The sequence below is a fragment of the Pseudorhizobium marinum genome (assembly GCF_000705355.1).
Lineage (GTDB): Bacteria > Pseudomonadota > Alphaproteobacteria > Rhizobiales > Rhizobiaceae > Neorhizobium > Neorhizobium pelagicum.
Genome location: NZ_JMQK01000004.1, coordinates 338,108 through 361,609, shown reverse-complemented (window position 1 = coordinate 361,609; position 23,502 = coordinate 338,108). Strand labels below are relative to the sequence as shown.

Genomic DNA, 23,502 nt, shown 5'->3' with positions numbered 1-23,502 from the left:
TAATTGCTCTAGTTGCTGCTTCAAGCTTACTTAATACATACGCTTTAATCGGTGTCTACCGGCAAGATTGGGGACAGCCATGGCGTTTTCATTAGAAACTCTCAACATTTTTCTACCTGACATCATTGATTTGACATGCGTCTGCATCCTTGTCGCTTGTCTTTTCAACAAGGCATCGCGCTCACTTTCCGCATTTGTCATTTACAACCTGGGGATGGGGATCATTGAGCAAACCTACGAACCTAAAGTGCCGGGTTACGAGCTCGTCGCTAGGTTGATCCTCTTTCTTGTATTCTGCGCAATCAATTACAAGCTTAACAAATACATCGTAAGGAAATTAACTAAGATAAACGGGACCGAAATAAACTTCCTTCGCATCGACGCAAGTGATCCGCGTTTTCTGACAGTTATGAGATTATGGGTGTTCACATTGCTCGTCACGTGGGCGATGTATAGGACCATGCAGTATGGCGCTGCGTTTGTTACGGATGACTTCTACGTCTCCTGGAGCGTGAATGTGGCTTTCTTTACAGTGATTGGCTTCGCCGTCGCCCTTGTTTCGATGCGTTTGCCGCAACATGAGGAGTTCAAGGATCGCGTTGGCTTCCTCTTCGCAGCAAAGGTTGAAGCCGACCCGGATTTGAGAAGCTCAGCTCTCGACCACCTCAGCGAGGAAATCAAAAAAATTGGTTTCGTCAGCTCTAACACGCAGAGGAAGATAACAGTTGTAGAGTACAGCGCCGCCTACGGCGCGTATAGGGCATATGTGACCGTGCACACGACATTGGTCAACTTATTTGGCGACGTCGAAGCAAGGGATGATACAAACTTTCAAATCACGCCAGATGAGTTTGACGAAAACAACCGACCGCCTGTTATTGGACAAGTAGTTTCACTGGTTGTAGACGGCGACGAGAAGATCCGGAATGGTCCTGTAAACATTACAGATTCAAATGAAGGCAGCCTCAAGGAGAATTTTACGGTTGGTCGAACTCAGAAAAGCTTTACCTTCAAGTACTGGGCGTGGTTTCGTTTTGAGATCCCCGCATCTTACACATCGAAACGATTTTGCCGATCGTTTACAGTGACCCTAGTAAATAGGATGAAAAGTGATCCCAAGGGCGAAGTGAGGGTTCAGTCAATGAAAAACGCAGCCCAGATGCCAACTATTTTACGCTACAACGAAAGCGCTGTCATTGACGACATCAAAAATATGGCACCAAATAAAGAGTATGAGTGTTTTAAATTTTTAAAACCGGATAGTTCAACCTCTTGAAACTGGACGTCAAATTGGCTATGTTGATAGTGCCATTAGAAGCACACGAATTCTCCAGCAGCCAAGTGAGGCGGTTCGTGTTAACAAGGTGCGATGTTATGATTAAAAAAAGCAACGAAGTCGGCGTGTAATATATGTACTAATCAAATAAAAAGGAGGCATTTGCCTCCTTTTTATTTGGAGGCCGTACCGCTGATTGAAATAGCAGCTAAATTATCAGCGTTCAATTTTCGTTATCATTGCAGTCTACGTCTTTCGTATCCGGCTGTTTTCGAATGTGCGGGCTCTACCCACCAGCCTCCAAACACGCAACGAAATGTGCTGCGTTGTTGGCTAAGTCGCAGAGGTTGCAAGCAGTTCTGACGGCTTTAAAGCGCTGCAGCGATGCACCCAATCTTTTACTAGAATTTCTCGTTCACTACCAACAGAGCAGATTATAGCTGCTTCGAGCATTTGCTCGCTAGCTTCCGCGTCGGAAGTCCCCTGACTCCGCGATCAGTTCTATTGATGCAGCCACCTTCAAAGCTAAAGCCAGGCATCTCGCTTTGCGAGATGAAGCGGACGGGCTGAAGCCCGGATTCTTTTGTATCCGTGCCGAACGGACTGCCAGACTCTTGCGGTCGCTGTCCGAACGGCTCGTATACACAATTCGGTATCCGCCTAGTCGGCGGATGCTTTGGAGATGAAACTCCCTAACAGAACGGTCTCATCCCGCCGAAAGGGTTGCGGCATCAATGAGTCGCTGATACCTTTTGTTTTAGGTACGAAACCGTGAATACGGGAAAACAGTGGGCCTCATCGATGGCAAACAGCGCGATCTTCGTCGAGCGGATCATGTCCTTGAACCCGGCGGTCGTGATCCTCTCCGGCGTGACATAGAGAAGGTCGAGTGCGCCGTCCGAAAGCGACCGGCGCACCTCCGAGTATTCCTCCGGAGAGAGCGAGGAATTCAGCGCCGCGGCACGCACACCGAGCTGCTTCAGCGCCTCCACCTGGTCACGCATCAGCGCGATCAGCGGCGAGACGACGATGCCGACGCCCTCGCGGGCAAGCGCCGGGATCTGGAAGCAGAGCGACTTACCGGCGCCGGTGGGAAAGAGGACCACCGCATCGCCGCCTGCGACCACCCGTTCGATGACCGCCGCCTGCTTTCCCCGGAAGGCATCATATCCATAGACCTGCTTCAGGATTGCCCGTGGATCCTTCGGCTGCTCGCCATCGAACAGCGCTGCGCTGATGTTACTGGAGTGCGGCATGATGCGGCTTTCTTGGGAGGATGCAGTCTCCCTCCCATACCGCATCCGGCCGGCTGAAGGGAGCCATAAGGACTGCCTTCAACAGCTCATCGGCCGCTGATCGCCGACTTGGTCCCAGTGTCGATCCGGAAGGCCGTGTCACGCTGCGAGATCAGCTTGTGGAGATGCACCATCAGCCCGGCCGCAAAGAGCGGCGTCAGCAGGTTGACGATCGGGATCGCCAGGAAGCCGGCGATCAGCAGGCCGGCGAGAAACACGGTGCCGCGATGCTTCGACCGGAAGGCGCGCGCCTCCGGCGGCGACCGGAAGCGCATGGCCGCGAATTCGAAGAACTCCCGTCCGAGCAGGTAGCCGTTGACGAGGAAGAAGGCGACGAGGTTGATGCCGGGAATGAACAGCAGCAGCAGGGCGATGATGTTGCCGATGATGACGACGCCGAGGAACTTCAGCGAGCCGATGATCGCCTGGCCGAGCGGCATCGGTGTGCCTGGCACGTCCGTCGGGTAATCCCGCTTCTCCACCACCTCGGCGACGTCGTCGAGGAAGAGACCGGCGATCAGGGCGGTAATCGGCGCAATCAGCAGGGCGAGCAGCAGCGCCAGCCCCACACCGGCAAGGATGGCGGCGATCAGCGTCAGCCAGCCGGCCCAGTCCGGCACATCCGGCAGATAGACGGCAAACCAGGGCCAGATGACCGCGGCGAATGTCTGGCGGAGCGCCAGCCACAGGCCGACGAGCACCAGGATGGTCAGCCCGAGAACCTTCCAGAAGACGGCGCGCGTCTCCGGGGCAAAGAGGTTGAGGAGCGAACGGCGGGCGGCTTCAATGATCATCGGCATCTCCTGCAAGGCTCAGCGGATGTAGGCATGCGACCGGGAGAGAGCAAGCGGTCAGGAGATCGACAGCAGTTCGGCGCGATGCCGCACCATCGCGAGGAAGCGCCGATAATCGCGATCGTAGGAGCGGCTTGTCCCAAGATCGGCGTGCCGCGCCCGAGCCTTCGCGGCCATCGCCTGTCCAGCAGAAGCCAGGCTCTCATGGATGCCGCCTGCAGCCGCGGCCGTCATGGCGGTACCGAGCAGCACGGCGTCCTGCGTCTCGGGAACGACCACGCGGCAGCCGGTGACATCGGCATAGAGCTCCAGGAGCAGCGGATTGTGGACGTGCCCGCCGGTCACATGCAGGGTCTCGAACCGGTAGCCATAGCCGTCCATGGTCTCCAGGATGTGGCGGATGCCGAGCGCTATGGCGACGCAGCTTCTCCAGTAGAGCCGGCAGAGGCCGTCGAAGGAGGTATCGAGGGTGAGCCCGCTGACCACACCCGCCGCATGCGGATCGGCCAGCGGCGAGCGGTTGCCGTGGAAGTCCGGCAGCACATGCAGGCCGCCCGCAAGCTCCGCCCCCTGCTCCGCCCGCAACTGCTGGACGCGCGCGATGATCCGGCCGTGCAGCTCCGGTGTCGGCTCGCCGCCGGCGGCATGCATGCGCACGATGTGGTCGAGCAGCGCCCCCGTCGCCGACTGGCCACCCTCCACCAGCCAGTGACCGGGCAGGACCGCCTCGTAATAGGGGCCCCAGAGGCTGCGGCCGGGCTTGGGATCGGCGGCGAAGGAGACGATGCAGCTCGATGTGCCGCCGATCAGGGCAACGCTCTTTTCCAAAGCGCCACCGTCAGCCACGCCACCCAGGACGCCGAAGGCGCCCGCATAGGCATCGATCAGCCCGGCCGCCACCTGGCAGCCGGTGTCGAGCCCGAGATCTGACGCGGCTTCGGGGGTGAGACAACCGATGCTCTCTCCGGCCGCCATCGTCTCATGCGGGAGACCACCCCGCTCGAGAAGATCCTCGAGCCCCGCCTGCGCCAGGAAATCCTGCTGCCAGCCCGGCGTCTCGTGCGAAAGATAGTTCCACTTGGCCGTCAGCGTGCAGCGGGAGCGGGCGGCCGATCCCGTCGCCTTCCAGGTCATGAAGTCCGCAAGATCGAAGAAATAACCTGCCCGCCGCCATGTCTCCGGCAGATGCCGCTTCAGCCACATCAGCTTCGGCATCTCCATTTCCGGCGAGAGCGATCCGCCGGAATAGAGAAGCGCGGGATGTCCGGTGGCGGAAATCTCCTCAGCCTCGGCGATGGCCCGATGATCGAGCCAGACGATCGTGTCGAAGCGGTTGTCCCCACCGGTCGAGACGGTGAGCGGGCGTCCCTCCGCATCGCGCGCCACCAGCGAACAGGTGGCGTCGAACCCGACCGCCGCGACGCGGTCGGCCGCAATGCCGGATTCCGCCAAAGCCGCGCGCACGGCCTTGCAGGCCGCACCCCAGATGTCCTCGGAATCGTGCTCCGCATGGTTTTCGCGCAGCCGCTGCATGGCGATCGGGTGCTTGGCCTTTGCCAGAAGGCGGCCTTCGCGATCGAAGACGCCGGCGCGGGCGCTGGCCGTGCCGATATCGACCGCAACGACGTGATCTCGCATCAGGATATGTTCCCCGCCCGCAGGGGCGCCCTCAAGGTGTGCATCCCGCGGACTAGACCGCGCGCTGCGGGAGACGGCCTTCGGAGCCCTCAATGTGTTTGCGGACAAGGTGTATCAAATCCGGCATGGCGTCAAACACGACGTCCGGTGCCAGACTGTCCACCCGCTCGCGGTATCCGGGCGCACCCGCATGCGATCCCCCGACGAAGGCAAAGACAGTCATTCCGGCACGCTGCGCCGCCTCGATCCCTGCCGGACTGTCCTCGACGACGATGCAGGCGGAGGGCTCCGCACCCATGGCCTTTGCGGCATGCAGGAAGAGATCCGGCGCAGGCTTTCCGTGCGACACCATGGAGGCGCTGAAGATATGCGGTTCGAAGCGGTCCAGCAGGCCGGTCAGCGAAAGCGACAGGCGGATGCGCTCCGGCTGGCTGGAGGAGGCCACGCAGCGCGGCCATTCGAGTGCGTCGAGCGCCTGCGCCACCCCTGGCACCGGCTTCAGTTCCAGACGGAAGCGCGCGAAGAGATGATGGCGCAGGTCGTCCAGAAAGGCATCGTCGATGCTGTGGTCGAAATCGTCGTGGAGGATCTGCGAAACAGTGGAAAGGCTGCGGCCGAGAAAGCGTGCATAGGCTTCGTCCTCGCTGATATCGACGCCCTTGCGGTTAAGGGCTTCGACCAGGACGCTGACGGACAGCGGTTCGCTGTCCACGAGGACGCCGTCGCAATCGAAAATCACCAGTGGTCGTGCCATATCAGCCACGCCGTTGACCCCGTTACCTGACCAGAGAATTCTGGAGATAGAGCTCCAGTGTCCGCGCCGTCCCCTCGCTCCAGAGCGTCTTCAAGGCATCGGAGAAGCGCTGGCGGAAGAGTTCGGACTTGCCAACCTCGCCGAAGATCTCGTCGAACACAAGGAAGGCTTCCGGGTTGTCCCGCGCCAGTTTGGCGGCAGCCTGCAGTTTTTCCGCACTGGTGTCGTTGAAGACGATCGCCTTGCCGCTGTCCGTCGTGCCTTCGAAGTAGCGGCACCAGAGGGCGGAGACCAGCGACAGGCCGACAATATCCTTGCCCGCCGCGAGACGGTCCGCCGTCGACGGCAGGATGAACTTGGGCTGCCGGTTCGAGCCGTCCTGCGCCAGGCGCGGAATGGTGTCGCCGATCTTCGGGTTGGCGAACCGCCGCTCGATCAGGTCGTAGTATTCGTTGAGATCGGTATCCGGCACCGGCGGCACGATCGGGATGATCTCTTCCTTCTCGAGCTTTTCCAGGAAGGCGCGGATCAGCGGGTGCTCCATCGCCTCGTGTACGAAATGGATGTCGAGAAGCGCCGCCGGATAGGCGATCGCCGCATGGCCGCCGTTGAGGATGCGGATCTTCATGTGCTCATAGGGCGCGACGTCGGGAACGAACTGCACCCCGACCTCTTCCAGCGCCGGACGCCCGGCCGGGAAATTGTCTTCCATCACCCACTGCTTGAACTCTTCGCAGAAGACAGGCCAGCTGTCCTCGATCCCGAAGGTGTCGCGCAGAAAATCGATCTCGCGTGGGCCGGTGGCCGGCGTGATGCGGTCCACCATGGAGTTCGGGAAAGCCACGTTCTCGGCGATCCATTCGGCGAAAGCCGGGTCCGACAGCGCAGCCAGGCCGACGACGGCATTCTCCGTTACCTCGCCGTTGCCGGGAATGTTGTCGCAGGACATGATCGTGAAAGGCGCCACGCCATTCGCCTTGCGGCGCTTCAGGCCGGCGACGATCAGCCCGAACACCGTCTTGGGGCTGTCCGGGTTCTGGCCGTCGTCGAAGATTGCCGGATGTCCGGGATTGAAGGCACCGGCGGCATCGACGAAATAGCCGCCCTCGGTGATCGTCATCGAGACGATGCGGATGCGCGGGTCGGCGAGTGCCGCGATGATGGTTTCCGTCTCTCCCGGCGCGATGATGTCGATCATCGGCGCCGTGACGCGGGCGGCCGTGCGGTTGTTGTCCTGCTCGACGACGGTCGTCAGGAAATCCTGGGCGGCAAGCTTCTCGCGCATGGTCGCATCGGACGGCATGACGCCGGCGCCGACGATCGCCCAGTCGAGGCCATGGCCCTTGTTGAAGAGGTCGTCGAGATACACCGCCTGGTGGGCGCGATGGAAATTGCCGACGCCGAAGTGCAGGATGCCGGGCGACAGCATGATCGGATCATAGGCCGGAACGGCAGCGGTATGGGCGATTTCACCCAGCGCGGCAGACGAAAGTTTGATGGTCATTGCTGGCTCCACTCCGACGTTAAATCGCCAGGCCCTTGTCATCGAAGCGATGAAGCTTCGTTTCGGTCGGCGTCAGGAAGATCCGGTCGCCATGGCGGGCCCCGAACTCGCCATCGGCGCGCGCATTGATCTGGCCGATGCCCTCGACCTCGACATGCAGGAACGTGTCGGATCCGAGATGCTCGGCGACCGTGACCTTGCCGGTCCAGAGCCCGCTCTCATGCGACAGCACGAGATGCTCCGGCCGGATACCAACAGTCTTGGCGCTCTTCGAGCGGGCGTAATCTCCCTCGATCAGGTTCATCTTCGGCGAGCCGATGAAGCCGGCGACGAAGAGATTGCGCGGCGACGAGTAGAGATCGAGCGGCGAACCGACCTGCTCGATATTGCCCCGGTTCAGCACGACGATCTTGTCGGCCATGGTCATGGCTTCGACCTGGTCGTGCGTCACATAGACCATCGTCGTCTTCAGCTGGTTGTGCAGCTGGCTGATCTCCAGGCGCATGGTGCCGCGAAGCGACGCGTCGAGGTTGGAAAGCGGCTCGTCGAAGAGGAAGGCCGTCGGCTCGCGCACGATCGCCCGGCCGATCGCCACGCGCTGGCGCTGGCCGCCCGAGAGCTGCGACGGCCGACGCTCCAGATAGTCGGTGAGATTGAGAATGCCGGCGGCATCGGCGACCTTCTGGTCGATCGCCGCCTTGTCCATCTTCGCCATCTTCAACGGGAAGGCGATGTTCTTGCGTACGCTCATATGCGGATAGAGCGCATAGGACTGAAAGACCATGGCGAGGCGCCGCTGCGCCGGCGCCTTGCCGGTCACGTCCTGGCCGTCGATCAGGATCGACCCGCCGCTGACATCCTCCAGGCCCGCGATCAGCCGCAGCAGCGTCGACTTTCCGCAGCCGGACGGGCCGACGAAGACCACGAATTCGCCGTCCTGGATCTCGAGGTCGATCGACGGGATGACCTTGGCCTCGCCGAAGGACTTCGACACCTTGTTGAGCGTGATGCTGCCCATCTTCGTCTTCCTTACTTAACCGCGCCGAAGGTCAGGCCGCGAACGAGTTGCTTCTGGCTGAACCAGCCGAGAATGAGGATCGGCGCAATCGCCATGGTGGATGCCGCCGAGAGCTTGGCCCAGAACAGTCCCTGCGGACTGGAGAAGGAGGCGATGAAGGCCGTCAGGGGTGCTGCATCGACTGCCGTCAGGCGGATCGTCCAGAAGCTCTCGTTCCAGGCCAGAATGATGTTGAGAAGAAAGGTCGAGGCGATGCCCGGCAAGGCCATCGGCGTCAGCACGTAGACGATCTCCTGCCAGAGCCCTGCCCCGTCCATCCGCGCCGCCTCCAGGATCTCGCCGGGGATCTCGCGGAAATAGGTGTAGAGCATCCAGACGACGATCGGCAGATTGATCAGCGTCAGCATGACCATCAGCCCGATGCGCGTGTCGAGCAGGCCGAAGTCGCGAAACAGCAGGTAGATCGGCACCAGCACAGCCACGGCCGGCATCATCTTCGTGGAGAGCATCCACATGAGGATCTCTTTGGTCCACTTCGTCGGCGAGAACGCCATGGCCCAGGCGGCCGGAACCGCGATGATCAGCGCGAGGATCGTCGACCCCACCGACAGGACGACGGAGTTCATGAACGGCTTGAAGTAGCCGTTCCGTGTCTGCACGGTGATGTAGTTCTCGAAGGTGCCCGACGGGATCAGGCTGAAGCCCGCGATCGCCTCCGATTCCGTCTTGATGCTGGTGAGCAGCGTATAGAGGATCGGGAAGAAGATCACGAAGGCGATGAGCCATGCGGCGATGGTGGCGATGACCTTGTGTCGGTTGGTGACGGCGCGTGCCATGGTCTTCCCCTATCGGTCCAGATTCTTGCCGACGGCGCGCATCAGGAAGATGGCGACGATATTGGCGAGGATGATGGCGATGATGCCGCCTGCCGAGGCGCCCCCCACGTCGTAGCCGAGCAAGGCCGTCCGGTAGATGAGGAATGGCAGGTTGGTGGAGGCATATCCCGGGCCGCCGTTGGTGGTGACGAGGATTTCCGCATAGACGCCGAGCAGGAAGATCGTCTGGATCAGGATCACGACAGTCATCGCCCGGGCCAGATGTGGCAGCGTCAGGTAGATGAAGCGGGAGATGAAGCTCGCCCCGTCCATTTCAGCGGCTTCCCGCTGCTCGCTGTCGAGCGACTGAAGTGCGGTCAGCAGGATGAGGGTCGCGAACGGCAGCCATTGCCAGGCGACGATGATCACGATCGACAGCAGCGGATACTGCGCGAACCAGTCGATTGGCGTCGTGCCGAACAGCCGGCTGATATCGGCAAAGACGCCGTAGCCCGGATGCATGATCATGTTCTTCCAGACCAGCGCTGCGACCGGCGGCATGACGAAGAAGGGCGAGATCACCAGGATGCGGACGATGCCCTGGCCGAAGATCGGCTGGTCGAGGAGAAGGGCGAGGAAGGTGCCGCCGATCACGGTGATCAGCAGGACGCCGCCGACGATCATCAGCGTATTCCAGATGGACTGGAAGAAGGCCGGATCGGAATAGAAGTATCTGTAATTGAAGAAGCCGGCAAAGCTGACATTGCCCGGGCTCAGCAGATTGTAGTTCTGGAACGAGAACCACAGCGTCATCGACAGGGGAACGATCATCCACACCAGCAGGAGGACGACGGACGGCGCCATCATCAGACGGGCAAGGGCCTTGGTGTTGTGCGTCGCCATCTTCACGCTCCCTTAGGATCAGCGCATCCGCCAGCGGCTGGGGCATGACCCCGCCATCGTCACATGGTGGAAAAAGGTTTTTTGGGGAAGCCCGCCCGGCACCAGGGCCGGGCAGGTTCTTGCTTGCTCGGGAGGAGCCTACTTGATGTAGCCGGCGCGCGTCATCTCGCGGACCGTGGCGGACTGTGCCTGAGCGAGCGCATCCTCGACCGAGGACTGCCCGGCAACGACGGCCGAGAACAGCTGTCCGACATTCGTGCCGATCGCCTGGAATTCAGGGATCGCGACGAACTGGCCACCCGTATACGGGACGGGCTCGACTGTCGGCTTGGTGATGTCGGCCGCATTCATGGCAGCAAGGGTAGGCTCTGCGAAAGCAGCAGCTTCCTTGTATTCCGCGCTTTCGTAGAGCGAAGTGCGGGTGCCCGGAGGAACGTTGGCCCAGCCTTCCTTGGACGCGACCAGCTTGGCGTAGTCTTCGCTGGTTGCCCAGGCGATGAACTTCTGCGCAGCTTCAGCCTTCTGCGAGCTTGCCGGAATGGCAAGATTCCACGACCACAGCCAGTTGCCGTGATTGTCGACACCTTCCTTGGACGGGAAGAGCGCATAGTCGACCTTGTCGGCCACGGTGGAATCGTCCGGGTTGGAGACGAAGGAAGCAGCAACGGTGGCGTCGATCCACATGCCGCACTTGCCCTGCTGGAAGAGCGTCAGGTTCTCGTTGAAACCGTTGGAGGAGGCGCCGGAAGGACCGGCATCCTTCATCAGGTCGACGTAGAACTGAAGCGCTTCCTTCCACTCGGGCTGGTCGAACTGCGGCTGCCAGTTCTCGTCGAACCAGCGACCGCCGTAGGAATTGGTCAGCGCGGTGATGAAGGCCATGTTCTCGCCCCAGCCGGCCTTGCCGCGCAGGCAGATGCCGTTGATGTCGGCGGAGCGGTCCGTGATCTTGCGTGCAGCGTCGCCGATGAATTCCCAGGTCGGGTTTTCCGGCATTTCCAGACCAGCCTTCTCGAACAGGTCCTTGCGGTACATGATCATTGCGGACTCGCCGTAGAACGGCGCAGCATAGAGCTTGTCCTCGACCGTCAGGCCGCCGCGAATGGAAGGCAGCAGATCGTCGACGTCATAGTCGTCGCCGAGGTCGGCCAGTTCGGTGAGCCAGCCCTGCTTGGCCCAGATCGGCACTTCATAGTTGCCGATGGTCATGATGTCGTACTGGCCGCCGGACGTGGCGATGTCCGTCGTGACGCGCTCACGCAGCACGTTTTCCTCGAGCGTCACCCACTCGAGCTCGATGTCGGGGTTCTTGGAGGTGAAATCCTCCGTCAGACCCTGCATCCGGATCATGTCGCCGTTGTTCACGGTGGCAATGGTGAGGGTTTCGGCCGAAGCCATGCTGGACATGGCCAGCGCTGAGCAGGCGCCCAGCAGAATCGTCTTGTAAGTCATGATCTTCCTCCCGAAGATGGCACGAGCATTCGCTTTGCTCATGGGCAATTACTCACCTTCACCTAGGGCAAGTCAACGGAAAATCATCGCTGCGCTGCAGCGAAATCCGTCAAGCCGTTGTGAATACTGGTGAAATTTATGCTCAGCCGCGGAGCAATTGCTCAGCTGTCGCTTCGTCGGTGATCAGACCGTTGATCAACCGCCCCTTCAATGCAGCGGCGATCGCCCTCAGCTTTCGCCGTCCCTGAGCAAGCCCGATGACGCAGGATGCGTCGCTGGAGGGAATGGGAACGCTGGCGACGCGGTCGTTGATGGAACCGGACAGGAGCTTCCCGTCATGGTCGAACATCCAGCCGCAGATCTCCCCGGCAGCACCGCCTTCCACGAGCGTCATCATCTCGTCCTTGGCCAGGAAACCGTCGATGCAGAGCGGCCCCTCCGGCCCGAGCTCGCCGATCCCGACGAAGGTGACGTCCGCCTGGGCACCGAGCGCCAGGGTCGAGCGCACCAGCGCCTGGTCGTGCAGCGTGTCACGTTCCTCGGCGGAGGAGCACAGCACCGGCAGCGGCATCGGGAAATGCCGCGACTTGATGGCGTCGGCCATCGAGAAGATCACGTTGTAATAGGCGGCCGAGCCGTCCGGGCCGATGTTGCCGGTGAGCGAGACGATCCGGTGTTGCGGACACTCCATCGGCGACAGCTGGTCGACAGCCGCCTTCAGCGTCCGGCCGGTGCCCACCGCAAGCACGATCGGATCGGAGCGCTTCAACCATCGCTCGATTTCCGCAGCCCCGGCTTCGGCAAGCCCGACGGTGGTGGACCCGGCCGCCGGATCGCTCGGCACGACCTCCACCTGGCGCAACCCGTATTTTGCGCGAAGCCCTTCCCCGAGCTCCAGGCACGCGGCAATCGGATGGTCGAGCCGGACCTTGATCAGCCGCTCGGCCACCGCAAGCGACACGAGGCGCTGCGCCGACTGGCGCGAGATGCCCATGGCCGCAGCGATCTCGTCCTGCGTTCGCCCGGCGACATAATAGAGCCAGCCGGCGCGCGCCGCATCGTCAAGCCGCCCGTGTGAATCGGACCGTTTCGCCATGAGTGCATTTCCTCCGGCGTCGTTGCTGCCATGCTTCGCCGCCACCTGTCAAACGATCGGCGGCGGGCATGACAGCCCGGGCGCGGCGACGCCTCCCGGTCAGGCCACCTGCACGAGGTGGCCTGACGACACTTCCCGGTACTCGCGCACGGGCGGGATGTAGTCGACAGGGCGGATCGGGCTCTTGATCTCCTCGATCACCATGTTGCGCTTGATCCCGCGCCGCGATGGGTCGGGGATCGGCACCGCCGCCATCAGCTTCTTCGTATAGGGATGCTGCGGGTTTTCGAAGACGGCGGCGCGCGGGCCGATCTCGACGATCTCTCCGAGATACATCACCGCAACACGGTGACTGACCCGCTCGACGACGGCCATGTCATGGCTGATGAAGAGATAGGCGAGCTTCAGGCTCTGCTGCAGATCGAGGAGCAGGTTGCAGACCTGCGCCTTGATCGACACGTCGAGCGCCGAAACCGCCTCGTCGGCGACGATGACCTTCGGATCGAGCATCAGGGCCCGGGCAATCGCGATGCGCTGCCGCTGGCCGCCGGAGAACTCGTGCGGGAACCGCCGCATCATGTCGGGCGAAAGCCCGACCTTCACCAGAAGATCGGCGGCCTTCTCGCGCGCCTGGTTCTTCGTCCCGAGCTTGTGCTCCAGATAGGGCTCCATCACGGCCGAACCGATGCTCATGCGCGGATTGAGGCTGGCGAAGGGGTCCTGGAAGACCATCTGGATCGAGCGCCGCATGGCCCGCAGGCTCGTCTTGTCGAGCTGCATGACGTTATAGCCGTCGATCGTGACATTGCCGCTCGTCGGGTTGATCAGCCGCGTGACCGAACGGCCGGTGGTCGATTTTCCGCAGCCCGATTCGCCGACCAGCGCCAGCGTCTCGCCTTCGAACACCTGGAACGAAACCTTCTCCACCGCATGGACGGCGCCGCTCTTGCGGCCGAGAAGGCCCGTGTGGATGTCGAAGCGGGTGGTCAGATCGCGGACGTCGAGGATCGGCGTTTTGCCCTTGGCGACCGTATCCGTGACGTCCTGCAGCTCGAACTGCTCGCCGGTGCCGATGTCGATGCTCGGGAACCGCAACGGCAGCTTGCGGTCGCCCATCGATCCGAGCCTCGGCACTGCCGACAGCAGGGCTCGGGTATAGGGATGCCGGCCACGATGGAAGATCTCCTCGGTCGGGCCGCTTTCGACGCCCTCCCCGCGATACATCACGATCGTCCGGTCGGCGACTTCGGCAACCACGCCCATGTCGTGGGTGATGAAGAGGACGGACATGCCCTCCTCGTCCTGCAGTGTCTTGATGAGATCGAGGATCTGCCCCTGGATCGTCACGTCGAGCGCCGTGGTCGGCTCGTCTGCGATCAGAAGCTTCGGCTTCGATGCGAGCGCCATGGCAATCATCACGCGCTGGCGCATGCCGCCGGAGAACTGGTGCGGATACTCGTCGAAGCGGCTCTTGGCGTTCGGGATGCGAACCTTTTCCAGAAGCCGCACCACCTCCGCCCGGGCCTCCGCCTTGCTGATGTCCTGGTGGACGGTCAGCGCTTCGGCGATCTGCTTGCCGATCGGGAAGATCGGGTTGAGCGAGGTCATCGGCTCCTGGAAGATCATCGAGATCTCGTTGCCGCGCACCTGCCGCATCTGCTCGTCCGGCAGGGTAAGCAGTTCGCGGCCCATCAGCTTGACGCTGCCCTCGATCCGGCTCGACCCCTTCGGCAGCAGGCGCATGATCGACAGCGAGGTGACGCTCTTGCCCGACCCCGATTCGCCGACGATGGCGACCGTCTCCCGCGGCGCGACGTCGAAGGAGATCTTGCGCACCACCGACCGCCACTCGTCCTCCACCCGGAAGGATGTGGTGAGATCGCGGACCGACAGCACCGGTTCGACGGCGGATGCCACCGTTGCGCCCGCCCCTTCCATTGCCGTTTCAGAAAGCGACATGGCATTCTCCCTCTTCAAGGATTGAGACGCTCAGGCGGCAAGCGCCGTTTCGGCCAGCGTAACCCAGTAGCTGATGCCGTAAGGCAGGGCTTCGTCGTTGAAGTCATAGGCGGGGTTGTGGAGGCTCGCGGTATCGCCGTTGCCGATGAAGATGAAGGCGCCCGGCCGGCGCTCCAGCATGTAGGAGAAGTCCTCGGCCCCCATGTGCGGCGCCATCGTCATGTCCACCGCCTTCGGCCCGGCCACCTTTCCGGCCACCGCGGCGGCGAAGTCGGTTTCCGAATCGTGGTTGAAGGTCACCGGATAGCCGCGGCGATAGTTGACCTCCGCGGTCGCTCCGTGCGCCAGCGCGGTTGCCTGCACCACTTCCTTCAGCCGCTTCTCGGCGAAATCGCGGGTTTCCGGCAGCAGCGTGCGCACCGTGCCCCCCATCTTGACCGTGTCCGGGATGACATTGTTGGCGTCGCCGCCGTGGATCGACGCGACGGTCACCACCAGCGATTTCAGCGGATCGGTCTGACGCGACACGATGGACTGCAGCGCGACCACGATATGGCCCGCGGTCAGCACGGGATCGACGGAGAGATGCGGCTGCGCGGCATGGCTGCCCCGGCCGTTGACGATGATCTCGAAGGTATCGGCCGCCGCCATCACCGATCCCTTGCGGATGGCGAATTCTCCGAGCGGCAGTCCAGGCGAATTGTGCATGCCGTAGACCTGACTGATCGAATGCTTCTCGATGAAGCCGTCCTCGATCATGGCAAGCGCCCCCGCGCCCCCTTCTTCCGCCGGCTGGAAGATCACCGCGACGGACCCCTTGAAGTTGCGGGTCTCGGCAAGATACTGCGCGGCGCCGAGCAGCATGGCCGTATGACCGTCATGGCCGCAGGAATGGGCCTTGCCGGGGGTCTTCGAGGCCCACTCCTTGCCGCTGGTCTCCAAGATCGGCAGGGCATCCATGTCGGCGCGGAAGCCGACCGTCGGGCCATCCCCTTGCCGGCCCTTGATGATCGCCACGACGCCGGTGCGGCCGATGCCGGTTTCGACGATGTCGCAGCCGAAGGACGTCAGCTTGTCCGCGACGAATTTCGCGGTTTCATGCACATCGTACAGAATTTCCGGATGCTCGTGGAGATGACGTCTCCATCCGGCAACTTCCTCCTGCATTTCGGCGGCACGATTGAGCACTGGCATGCGATAACCTCGTTGTTCTTGTTGTCGTTCCCACTCTGGTTGAGCCGATACTGCGCCGCCGCGGAGACATTTTGCAAGCTTCAATTTTCCCGCTTGAACGAAAAATAGGCCTATGCTTAGATGGCCTAAAATTTGGTCAGGCACAACTGGGAGTGCCGGGCTAACTGTGTAACCATCAGCTTCATCTCAAGGAGGACAGGGAAGAAATACTCTGCGAAAACAATGAATTACTAAAATTCAGTTCGTAGATCCTTGGCGCCGCCCGAAGAGAAACTGGCGGCGGGCATACACAACCCTAAACAAGAAATATAAGGGGACAGCAGCATGAAGAAGTTCAAGATCCTGCTTGCAGGAACAGTAGCCTGCATGGCGCTTTCGAGCTCCATGGCATACGCCGAGCGGGGCACTGACGGCGACCTGAAGATCCTGTTCTGGCAGGCCGTATCGACCATGAATCCCTACCTCTCGGGTGGTACCAAGGAGGTTTTTGCCTCGTCGATGGTCATCGAACCGCTGGCGCGCTACGATGAAACGGGTGAACTCGTGCCATGGCTGGTGACCGAGCTTCCAACCCTCGAAAACGGTGGCTTTTCAGAGGACATGCTGAGCCTGACCTGGAAGCTGAAGCCCGATCTCAAATGGTCGGACGGCACCGACTTCACCGCCGAAGACGTCGTCTTCACCTGGAAGTATTGCACCGACCCCAACGGCGGTTGCGCCCAGGCGGCACAATACGAGGGCATCACCAACGTCGAGGCCGTCGACCCGCTGACGGTGAAGATCACCTTCAGTGAAGCGAAGCCTTACCCCTACAGCGCTTTCGTCGGCGCCCAGTCGCCGGTCATCCAGGCCGCCCAGTTCAAGGATTGCCTCGGCGCAGCCGCTCCGGGTTGCACCTCGGCCAACTTCGGCCCGATCGGCACCGGCCCGTTTGTCGTCAAGGACTTCAAGCCCAACGACGTGATCACCTTCGAAGCCAACCCGAACTATCGCGATCCGGCCAAGCCGGCCTTCGCCTCGGCCACGCTCAAGGGCGGCGGCGATGCGGCATCCGCGGCCCGCGCCGTTCTCGAAACCGGCGAATACGACTACGCCTGGAACGCCCAGGTCGAGCCGGAAGTGCTGGCAGCGATGATGGCCGCCGGCAAGGGCAGGCTGGAGATCTCCTTCGGCACCCAGGTCGAGCGCATCAACCTCAACCACTTCAACGCCGATCCGGCACTGGGTGACAAGCGCTCGACGGCCGAAGCCGGTCCGCATCCGTCGCTGAGCGATCCGGCCGTCCGCCGTGCCCTGTCGCTGGCCATCGACCGCGACATCATCGTCGAGGCCGGCTACGGCCAGTCCGGCAGGCCGACCTGCAATATCGTTCCTGCGCCGGAAACAGTCGCCTCCACCAAGAACGACAGCTGGTGCCTGACGCAGGACATCGAAGCCGCCAACAAGCTGCTCGACGAAGCCGGCTGGGAACGGGGCAGCGACGGCATCCGCGAAAAGGACGGTGTCCGCCTCTCCTACCTCTATGCCACGTCCACCAACTCGGTGCGCCAGGCGACCCAGGAACTGGTCAAGGCCATGTGGGCGGAGATCGGCGTCGATGCCGAACTGCGCAACGCCAGTGCGTCGGTCTTCTTCGGCGGTGATCCGGCAAGCCCCGACACCTTCCAGAAGTTCTATGCAGACGTCGAGATGTACACCAACAACTTCGACGGAACCGACCCGGAGAAATACCTGGCCGAATGGCTGTGCGACAAGATGCCGAGCCCCGCAAACGGCTGGCAGGGCCAGAACATCCCGCGCTACTGCAACCCTGAATACGACGCGCTGGTCGGCGAACTCTCCAGAACCGCCGACCTCGAGAAGCGTGCCGAACTTTCCAAGCAGCTCAACGACATGCTGACCGAGGAAGGTGCACACATCGCACTCGTGCACCGTGGCGACCAGTCCTCCTTCGCCAACTCCCTCCAGGGCGTTCGCATGAACTCCTGGGACTCCCAGGTCTGGAACATCGCCGACTGGTATCGCGCCAAGTAACGAGTGTCCCGGGCCTGCCACACGCGGGCCCGGGAACTCTTTCTCCGCGCTGGCACATCGCCGGTCCTGCCGGCGATGGTCGCAGTTTCAGAAACCTGCAGAACTGGCGAACACCCGTCCCGCGGGCGCGGCGCTGCAGTCTGGGGAGCTTCGATGTTCACATACACACTGCGGCGATTGTTTTTTGCAATCCCGACCCTGCTGGTCATAAGCTTCGTCATCTTCGCCTTGCTCGATCTCGCTCCGAGCGACCCGACCGGCGACCTGCCCCTCACCATTCCGCCGGAAGTGCGCGAACAGATCCGGGCTTCGCTCGGCCTGGATCAGCCCTTCCTCATCCGCTACCTGAAATGGCTGCAGCAGTTCTTCATCAACGAGCCGCTCAACATCCTGGAAAGCCTGACCGGCTGGCAGTTCGGGGACGGCGAGCGGATGCGAATCCTCTCCTGGGCCACCCGCAGCCCGGTGGTCGACCTGATCGTCCAGCGCATGCCGCAAACGCTCTGGGTCGTCGGCCTCGCCTACCTGTTCGGCATCCTGCTGGCGGTCCCGATCGGCGTGATCTCGGCCTACAAGCAGTATTCCATCTTCGACCAGATCGGCACCTTCGTCTCGATGGTCGGCTACTCCGTCCCGACCTTCTTCACCGGCGTCCTGCTGATCGTCATCTTCTCGTCCTACCTGCAATGGTTCCCGTCGGTCTATGACACCAATCTCGTGGTCAACGACTTCTCCAGCCTGATGGCGCAGATCCGCCAGATGGCGATGCCCGTGGCGGTGCTGGCGCTCTACAACGCCTCGCAGATCACCCGTTTCGTGCGCGCCTCCATGCTGGACAACCTCCATCAGGATTATGTCCGCACCGCCCGCGCCAAGGGCGTGAAGGAAAAGGCCGTGCTTCTCGTGCACGTCCTGCGCAACAGCCTGATCCCGGTGGTGACGGTGATTGCGCTCGGCGTTCCGACGATCTTCTCCGGCGCGATCATCACCGAGCAGATCTTCCGGGTGAACGGCCTCGGCCAGCTGCTGATCGTCGCGGTCCAGGGCGCCGACATCCCGCTGGTGCAGACCCTGACGTTCATCTTTGCCGTGCTGATCGTCCTCTTCAACCTGATTGCCGATGTGCTCTATGGCATTCTCGACCCGAGGATCCGCTATGACTGATGTCACCATCAATGCCGCGCCAGCCTCACCCGCCCGATCCGCCATGGGCGACATGTGGCGCCAGTTCCGCGCCCACAAGGGCGGTGTCGTCGGCCTGGTCGTCTTCACCTTCATCGTCGTGGCCGTCTATGTCGGCCCCTTCATCCACACGGTGGCGCCGAACGCCATCAACATCCGCGACAAGAACCAGTGGCCGTCGCTGGCGCACCCGTTCGGCACCGACAACCTCGGCAAGGACATGCTGGCGCAGGTTCTTGCCGGTGGCAGGATTTCGCTGGCGGTCGGCATCACGGCCATGCTGCTGGCGCTCTTCCTGGGAACGTTGGTGGGAGTCCTCTCCGGCTATATCCGCAGGCTCGACGGGCCGCTGATGCGGGTCACCGACCTCTTTCTGGCGTTGCCGCTTCTGCCGCTGCTGCTGGTGATCATCATGCTGTTTCGCGACACCCTGCGGGCCGCCTTCGGTCCGGAGACGGGGATCTTCATCCTGATCGTCTTCGTCATCGGCATCACCAGCTGGATGCACACGGCGCGCATCGTGCGCGGCGACGTGCTGGCGGTGAAGAGCCAGGAGTTCATCGTGGCTGCCAAAAGCAGCGGCATGCGGGAATACCGGATCATCATCCGGCACATCCTGCCGAACGTGATGAGTTCGATCATGGTCTCCGCCACTCTCGGCATCGCCTCGGCAATCATCACCGAGTCGGCCCTGAGCTTTCTCGGCCTCGGATTCCCGTCGGACTTTCCCACCTGGGGGCGCCTTCTCTTCGACGGCGCCAACTTCCTGCAGCTGACCCCGTCACGCGTCCTGTGGCCGGGCCTGGCGATCTCGCTCACCGTGCTCAGCGTCAACTATATGGGTGACGCGATCCGCGACGCGCTCGATCCCCGCACCCTGAAGCGCTAGAACCTGCACGGGCGCCGTCCGACGACGGCGCCCCAAATTTGCGCTCCTTCGCCGCCGTCTGGCGACAGCATCGCAATTTTCTTGCTTTCGGATTTTTTCTTGGAACGAAAAAACGATGACCTCGTTATATCCACGTCTGGAAGCACCCCCCGTCCCCCGCCCTACTAAGCTTCCAGGCATTACTCTTCAGTCCCCCTCGAAGAGATGAGCTGGCCCGGTTTCGCAAGAAACCGGGCCAATTCAGTTTTGGGGATCTGTCAGACTGCGGGGGAGACGTCTCTAAGCTATTGCCCGCCGGCATCCAGCGGAAACGCCAGATGGTAGGCGATGCGGTCGTGGGCGATCACATATTGCGCCTTGCCGTTGACGGAAGCCGGCACCACGCGTTCCAGAACCGTGCTCCCGAAATGAGCCTTCAGCTCGTCCGCATCATCGACGGGCCTCAGCGCCCTCTGTAGCGGCTCATGCCACACCATCTCGACCGTGTCCTGCCCGTCCGTATGCTTGCGGACGCAGGAGACCTCGACCGGCAGGCCATTGCGCAGCAGCGAGCCATGGCTGACCGCATTCACGATCAGTTCGTGCAGGGCAAGCCCGAGGTGCAGGGAGGCATTGGGGCTGAGCAGCAGGTTGTCGCCGCTCACCTTCACGAGCTCCCTGTTCTCCGGCAGATATTTCTGGGTCTGCTGCTGGACGAGTTCGAAGAAATAGGCGCCGCGCCAGCTGGAATCGGTGATCAGATCCTGGGACTGCGACAGCGAATAGAGCCGCCCCCGGAATTTGTGCAGGAAAAGATCGAGCGAGCCGGAATGACGAGCCGTCTGGAGGGCAATGCTCTGGATGATCGCCAGCAGGTTCTTTGACCGATGGCTGACCTCGCGAAGCAGGGCACGCAAAAGACGCTCGCGATGCCGCTCCTCCGAACGATCGACGATCGTCGTCACCAGATGGACCCCGCCATCTGCGCACTCGATCGCCTGGACGCGAAACTCGAAGAATTGCTCCGCTCCGACCATAACCTCGAGCTGCCCCTTGCGCCCGGGCTCCGTCATGTCGGCCTTCAGTGCGGCAAGACGTGCGGCCACATCGGTGCCGAAGATGATCTCGTCGGAAGGAGCCTCCAGGTTGTCTTGAGCCCAGACGTCGGGAAGGTTCGTAACCAATAGGTACTGCTGTCGCGCATCCTGGATGATGATGCTGGCACCAAGATCGACCAGCGCCGGCATAAGGAACTCACGCAACCTGCCATCGCTCTGACTAGCGTGCTGCCATGTCAGCGGATGCACCAATGTGTTCACTCCGTTCCGTTCGAGCAAGAAAAACCGGCAATCGTGCGATTTTTCCTAATGCCTATGGGGCTTCTTATAAAGAGTCACAGCGAGCCCAACAACCAGCCAAAGACAGCTCGATACAATCAGCGGGATTTAACAGGAAACACGCGAGATCTGCACATTACGGCCTGCAACTATCAATAATGGCGGGGGATCAACAGGGGAAGAGCATGATCGTCTCCGGATGCGGGGATCACCACGGAACGTGGTCTCCCCCCGTTGGCACCTTTTCCCGGTGTCAGGCCGCTGCCTTCACCGAGTCGTTGAAGAACAGCGCCTGGCTGATGAGAGCCTTCACCATGTCCGGGTTGAAAGGCTTCGTGACGAGGAATGCGGGCTCCGGCCGCTCGCCGGTCAGCAGGCGCTCCGGGAATGCGGTAATGAAGATCACCGGCACTGTGGAAGCCTTCAGGATCTCGTTGACGGCATCGATGCCCGAGCTGCCGTCGGCAAGCTGGATATCCGCCAGCACCATCTTGGGGCTGGTCGTCTGGAACAGCTGCACGGCTTCCTTGTGGGTCCGCGCGATGCCCGTTACCCGGTGGCCGAGCTCTTGGACCATCTGCTCGATGTCGAGCGCGATCAGCGGTTCGTCTTCGATGATCATGATCTCTGTCGCCACCTGGCGGGAAATTTCCTTGGAGGCCTCATCCAGCAACTGCGTGGCCCTCTCGACGCTGACGTCGAGCACCTCGGCCGTTTCCTCGATTGTGAACCCCTCGACGGAGATCAGAAGGAAGGCATGGCGCGCCATCGAAGGAAGGGACGAAAGATTGGCCGCCGCGCGCTGTTCCCATGCGAAAGGGGAATCGATCGGACGGATCTCGATGGCGGTGGAACCAAAGATTGCAACGAAGAGTTTGTAGAGCGAGACACGGTCCTTGGACGTTTCAGGAAATATGGAAACATCCGCGATCAGTGCTTCCAGAACCGCAGCTACATAGGCATCTCCAGATGTCTGGGATCCGGTAACTGCTCGAGCATATCGACGCAAGTATGGAAGGTGAGACGCAACGCGTGTGGTCAGTGACATTCAGTATTCTCCCCTGATGCCCGGCGGGCAAATTGACAGGTAGGGAACGTGGGGCTGGAAAAAAAGTTCCGCAAGAGGTGGAACTTTTTTTCTATCGGCGCATTCTGTCGTGATGAATTCGCAACAGGCTGCCCGCGTGATGAGTGACGAAACCAGAAAAAAGCAGGACATGACCATCTCACATCATGAAATCAAACCCGGATCGATGCCGCCAAACGCCTCGATTTCCAGAAAGCTCCGCGAATTTTATGACGCGGTGCAAGAAGAAGGGATTCCTGACCGCTTCATGGACCTTCTCGAGAAGCTCGATGAAGCCGAACGCAGCAGCAATTCGGTGAAATCAAAATGACGATGACCGAGAACGACGATCGCGGCTTCAAGCGCGACCTTCTCGCATCCTTGCCCAATCTTCGAGCCTTCGCAGTGTCCTTGACGGGGCGCCACGACAAGGCTGACGACCTCGTGCAGGACACCATCATGAAGGCCTGGGCCAATCAGACAAGCTTCACGGCCGGCACCAACATGCGGGCATGGCTGTTCACGATCCTTCGCAACGAGTTCTACAGCCAGATGCGCAAACGCGGTCGCGAGGTTCAGGACACGGACGGACTGTTCAGCGAGCGCTTCTCGGTCCATCCCGAACAGTATGGGCGGCTCGACCTGCAGGACTTCCGCAAGGCCCTCGACAAGCTCCCCGACGACCAGCGCGAGGCGATTATCCTCGTCGGCGCAGCCGGATTTGCCTACGAGGAAGCGGCGACGATCTGCGGCTGCGCAGTCGGCACCATCAAGAGCCGCGTCAGCCGCGCGCGCACGCGCCTTCAGGAGCTTCTCGGAGTTTCGGGAGAAGGCGACTTCGGCCCGGATGCCGGCCATGCCGCCATCACATCGCGGGCGTTCGGAAGCTAGATATCCAGCTCCGGGAGCTTCACCGCCATCGTGACGGCTGAAAGCAGTTCCTCATCGACAAACGGTTTCGCCACACTGGCGAAACCCTTGAACTCGGGAACCCTGTCCATGGAATCATTGGTCAGCGTCGTGAAGATCACGGCTGTTTCCGATTGCCGCAGGCGCCTGATGATATCTGTCCCGCCGTTTTCCACCACACCCGCATCAACCACCACCACATCGAAGTGCCCCGCTTCGATCGTTGCGACATAGTCGTGCGGCATGGCAAGATGAACGGTGCAGGGCAAGGTATCTGTGAGAATCCGCTCTGCTTCCATGGCGATGAGATATTCTCGATCAACGACGAGAATTTGAAGGCGCGTGGAAATCGGAAATTCCTTTCGTAAAACTCTCTAGTACAGGGCCATCAGAACTGGTCATTTAAAA

20 protein-coding genes and 1 pseudogene are annotated in these 23,502 nt (G+C 61.3%); 6 read left to right on the top strand and 15 right to left on the bottom strand.

What is annotated here, in order from left to right; genetic code table 11:
- Window positions 1–79: 79 nt before the first annotated feature.
- Window positions 80–1,276, top strand: a complete 1,197-nt coding sequence (locus EO99_RS0107370) for a hypothetical protein (RefSeq protein ID WP_029618002.1) — start codon at window positions 80–82, stop codon at window positions 1,274–1,276.
- A 785-nt stretch (window positions 1,277–2,061) separates the two neighbouring features.
- Here the strand turns inward: EO99_RS0107370 and EO99_RS0107365 are convergent.
- The 12 genes and pseudogenes from EO99_RS0107365 to EO99_RS0107310 all read right to left on the bottom strand — a co-directional run.
- Window positions 2,062–2,532, bottom strand: a pseudogene (locus EO99_RS0107365) (DEAD/DEAH box helicase); the annotation flags it as partial.
- A gap of 86 nt (window positions 2,533–2,618) precedes the next feature.
- Window positions 2,619–3,365, bottom strand: a complete 747-nt coding sequence (locus EO99_RS0107360) for a sulfate transporter family protein (RefSeq protein ID WP_051679741.1) — start codon at window positions 3,363–3,365, stop codon at window positions 2,619–2,621.
- A gap of 57 nt (window positions 3,366–3,422) precedes the next feature.
- Complete coding sequence (locus EO99_RS0107355) at window positions 3,423–5,003, bottom strand: FGGY-family carbohydrate kinase (RefSeq protein ID WP_029617999.1); 1,581 nt, start codon at window positions 5,001–5,003, stop codon at window positions 3,423–3,425.
- A gap of 52 nt (window positions 5,004–5,055) precedes the next feature.
- A complete protein-coding gene (locus EO99_RS0107350; protein WP_029617998.1) occupies window positions 5,056–5,766 on the bottom strand; it encodes an HAD family hydrolase in 711 nt (236 codons plus the stop codon).
- A 13-nt stretch (window positions 5,767–5,779) separates the two neighbouring features.
- Complete coding sequence (locus tag EO99_RS0107345) at window positions 5,780–7,261, bottom strand: mannitol dehydrogenase family protein (protein ID WP_029617997.1); 1,482 nt, start codon at window positions 7,259–7,261, stop codon at window positions 5,780–5,782.
- A 19-nt stretch (window positions 7,262–7,280) separates the two neighbouring features.
- A complete protein-coding gene (locus EO99_RS0107340) occupies window positions 7,281–8,279 on the bottom strand; it encodes an ABC transporter ATP-binding protein (RefSeq protein ID WP_029617996.1) in 999 nt (332 codons plus the stop codon).
- 11 nt (window positions 8,280–8,290) lie between these two features.
- Window positions 8,291–9,115, bottom strand: coding sequence for a carbohydrate ABC transporter permease (locus EO99_RS0107335; RefSeq protein ID WP_029617995.1), 825 nt, complete (start codon window positions 9,113–9,115; stop codon window positions 8,291–8,293).
- 9 nt (window positions 9,116–9,124) lie between these two features.
- Window positions 9,125–9,997: a carbohydrate ABC transporter permease gene (locus EO99_RS0107330; protein ID WP_029617994.1), complete on the bottom strand. Its 873-nt coding sequence runs from the start codon at window positions 9,995–9,997 to the stop codon at window positions 9,125–9,127.
- 138 nt (window positions 9,998–10,135) lie between these two features.
- Window positions 10,136–11,449, bottom strand: coding sequence for an ABC transporter substrate-binding protein (locus tag EO99_RS0107325; protein ID WP_029617993.1), 1,314 nt, complete (start codon window positions 11,447–11,449; stop codon window positions 10,136–10,138).
- A gap of 142 nt (window positions 11,450–11,591) precedes the next feature.
- Window positions 11,592–12,545: a sugar-binding transcriptional regulator gene (locus tag EO99_RS0107320; RefSeq protein WP_029617992.1), complete on the bottom strand. Its 954-nt coding sequence runs from the start codon at window positions 12,543–12,545 to the stop codon at window positions 11,592–11,594.
- A 99-nt stretch (window positions 12,546–12,644) separates the two neighbouring features.
- A complete protein-coding gene (locus EO99_RS0107315) occupies window positions 12,645–14,504 on the bottom strand; it encodes an ABC transporter ATP-binding protein (protein ID WP_029617991.1) in 1,860 nt (619 codons plus the stop codon).
- Between the two features lie 30 nt (window positions 14,505–14,534).
- Complete coding sequence (locus EO99_RS0107310; RefSeq protein WP_029617990.1) at window positions 14,535–15,698, bottom strand: M20 aminoacylase family protein; 1,164 nt, start codon at window positions 15,696–15,698, stop codon at window positions 14,535–14,537.
- Window positions 15,699–16,022: 324 nt separating this feature from the next.
- Here EO99_RS0107310 and EO99_RS0107305 point away from each other — a divergent pair, with 324 nt between their 5' ends.
- From EO99_RS0107305 to EO99_RS0107295, 3 genes are all read left to right on the top strand, one after another.
- On the top strand, window positions 16,023–17,732 hold the full coding sequence (locus tag EO99_RS0107305; protein ID WP_029617989.1) for a peptide ABC transporter substrate-binding protein: 1,710 nt from the start codon (window positions 16,023–16,025) through the stop codon (window positions 17,730–17,732).
- 153 nt (window positions 17,733–17,885) lie between these two features.
- Window positions 17,886–18,896 (top strand): ABC transporter permease, encoded by a 1,011-nt coding sequence (locus tag EO99_RS0107300; protein ID WP_029617988.1) that lies wholly within the window; start codon window positions 17,886–17,888, stop codon window positions 18,894–18,896.
- The gene (locus tag EO99_RS0107295; protein WP_029617987.1) at window positions 18,889–19,803 is read left to right on the top strand and encodes an ABC transporter permease; all 915 of its coding nucleotides are present in this window, start codon (window positions 18,889–18,891) and stop codon (window positions 19,801–19,803) included. Before EO99_RS0107300 ends, EO99_RS0107295 begins: the two co-directional genes overlap by 8 nt.
- Before the next feature lie 284 nt (window positions 19,804–20,087).
- Here EO99_RS0107295 and EO99_RS0107290 read toward each other — a convergent pair whose 3' ends face one another.
- Window positions 20,088–21,044, bottom strand: a complete 957-nt coding sequence (locus EO99_RS0107290; RefSeq protein ID WP_235776780.1) for an HWE histidine kinase domain-containing protein — start codon at window positions 21,042–21,044, stop codon at window positions 20,088–20,090.
- 328 nt (window positions 21,045–21,372) lie between these two features.
- Window positions 21,373–22,167, bottom strand: a complete 795-nt coding sequence (locus tag EO99_RS0107285; protein ID WP_029617985.1) for a response regulator — start codon at window positions 22,165–22,167, stop codon at window positions 21,373–21,375.
- Window positions 22,168–22,336: 169 nt separating this feature from the next.
- On the opposite strand from EO99_RS0107285, the gene EO99_RS0107280 reads away from it, so the two are divergent.
- Window positions 22,337–22,516 (top strand): NepR family anti-sigma factor, encoded by a 180-nt coding sequence (locus EO99_RS0107280; protein ID WP_029617984.1) that lies wholly within the window; start codon window positions 22,337–22,339, stop codon window positions 22,514–22,516.
- Window positions 22,513–23,076 (top strand): RNA polymerase sigma factor, encoded by a 564-nt coding sequence (locus tag EO99_RS0107275; protein WP_029617983.1) that lies wholly within the window; start codon window positions 22,513–22,515, stop codon window positions 23,074–23,076. The genes EO99_RS0107280 and EO99_RS0107275 overlap by 4 nt, the downstream gene beginning before the upstream one ends.
- Here EO99_RS0107275 and EO99_RS0107270 read toward each other — a convergent pair.
- Window positions 23,073–23,426, bottom strand: a complete 354-nt coding sequence (locus tag EO99_RS0107270) for a response regulator (protein ID WP_268871293.1) — start codon at window positions 23,424–23,426, stop codon at window positions 23,073–23,075. The two genes, EO99_RS0107275 and EO99_RS0107270, sit on opposite strands and share 4 nt — an antisense overlap.
- Between the last annotated feature and the right edge of the window lie 76 nt (window positions 23,427–23,502).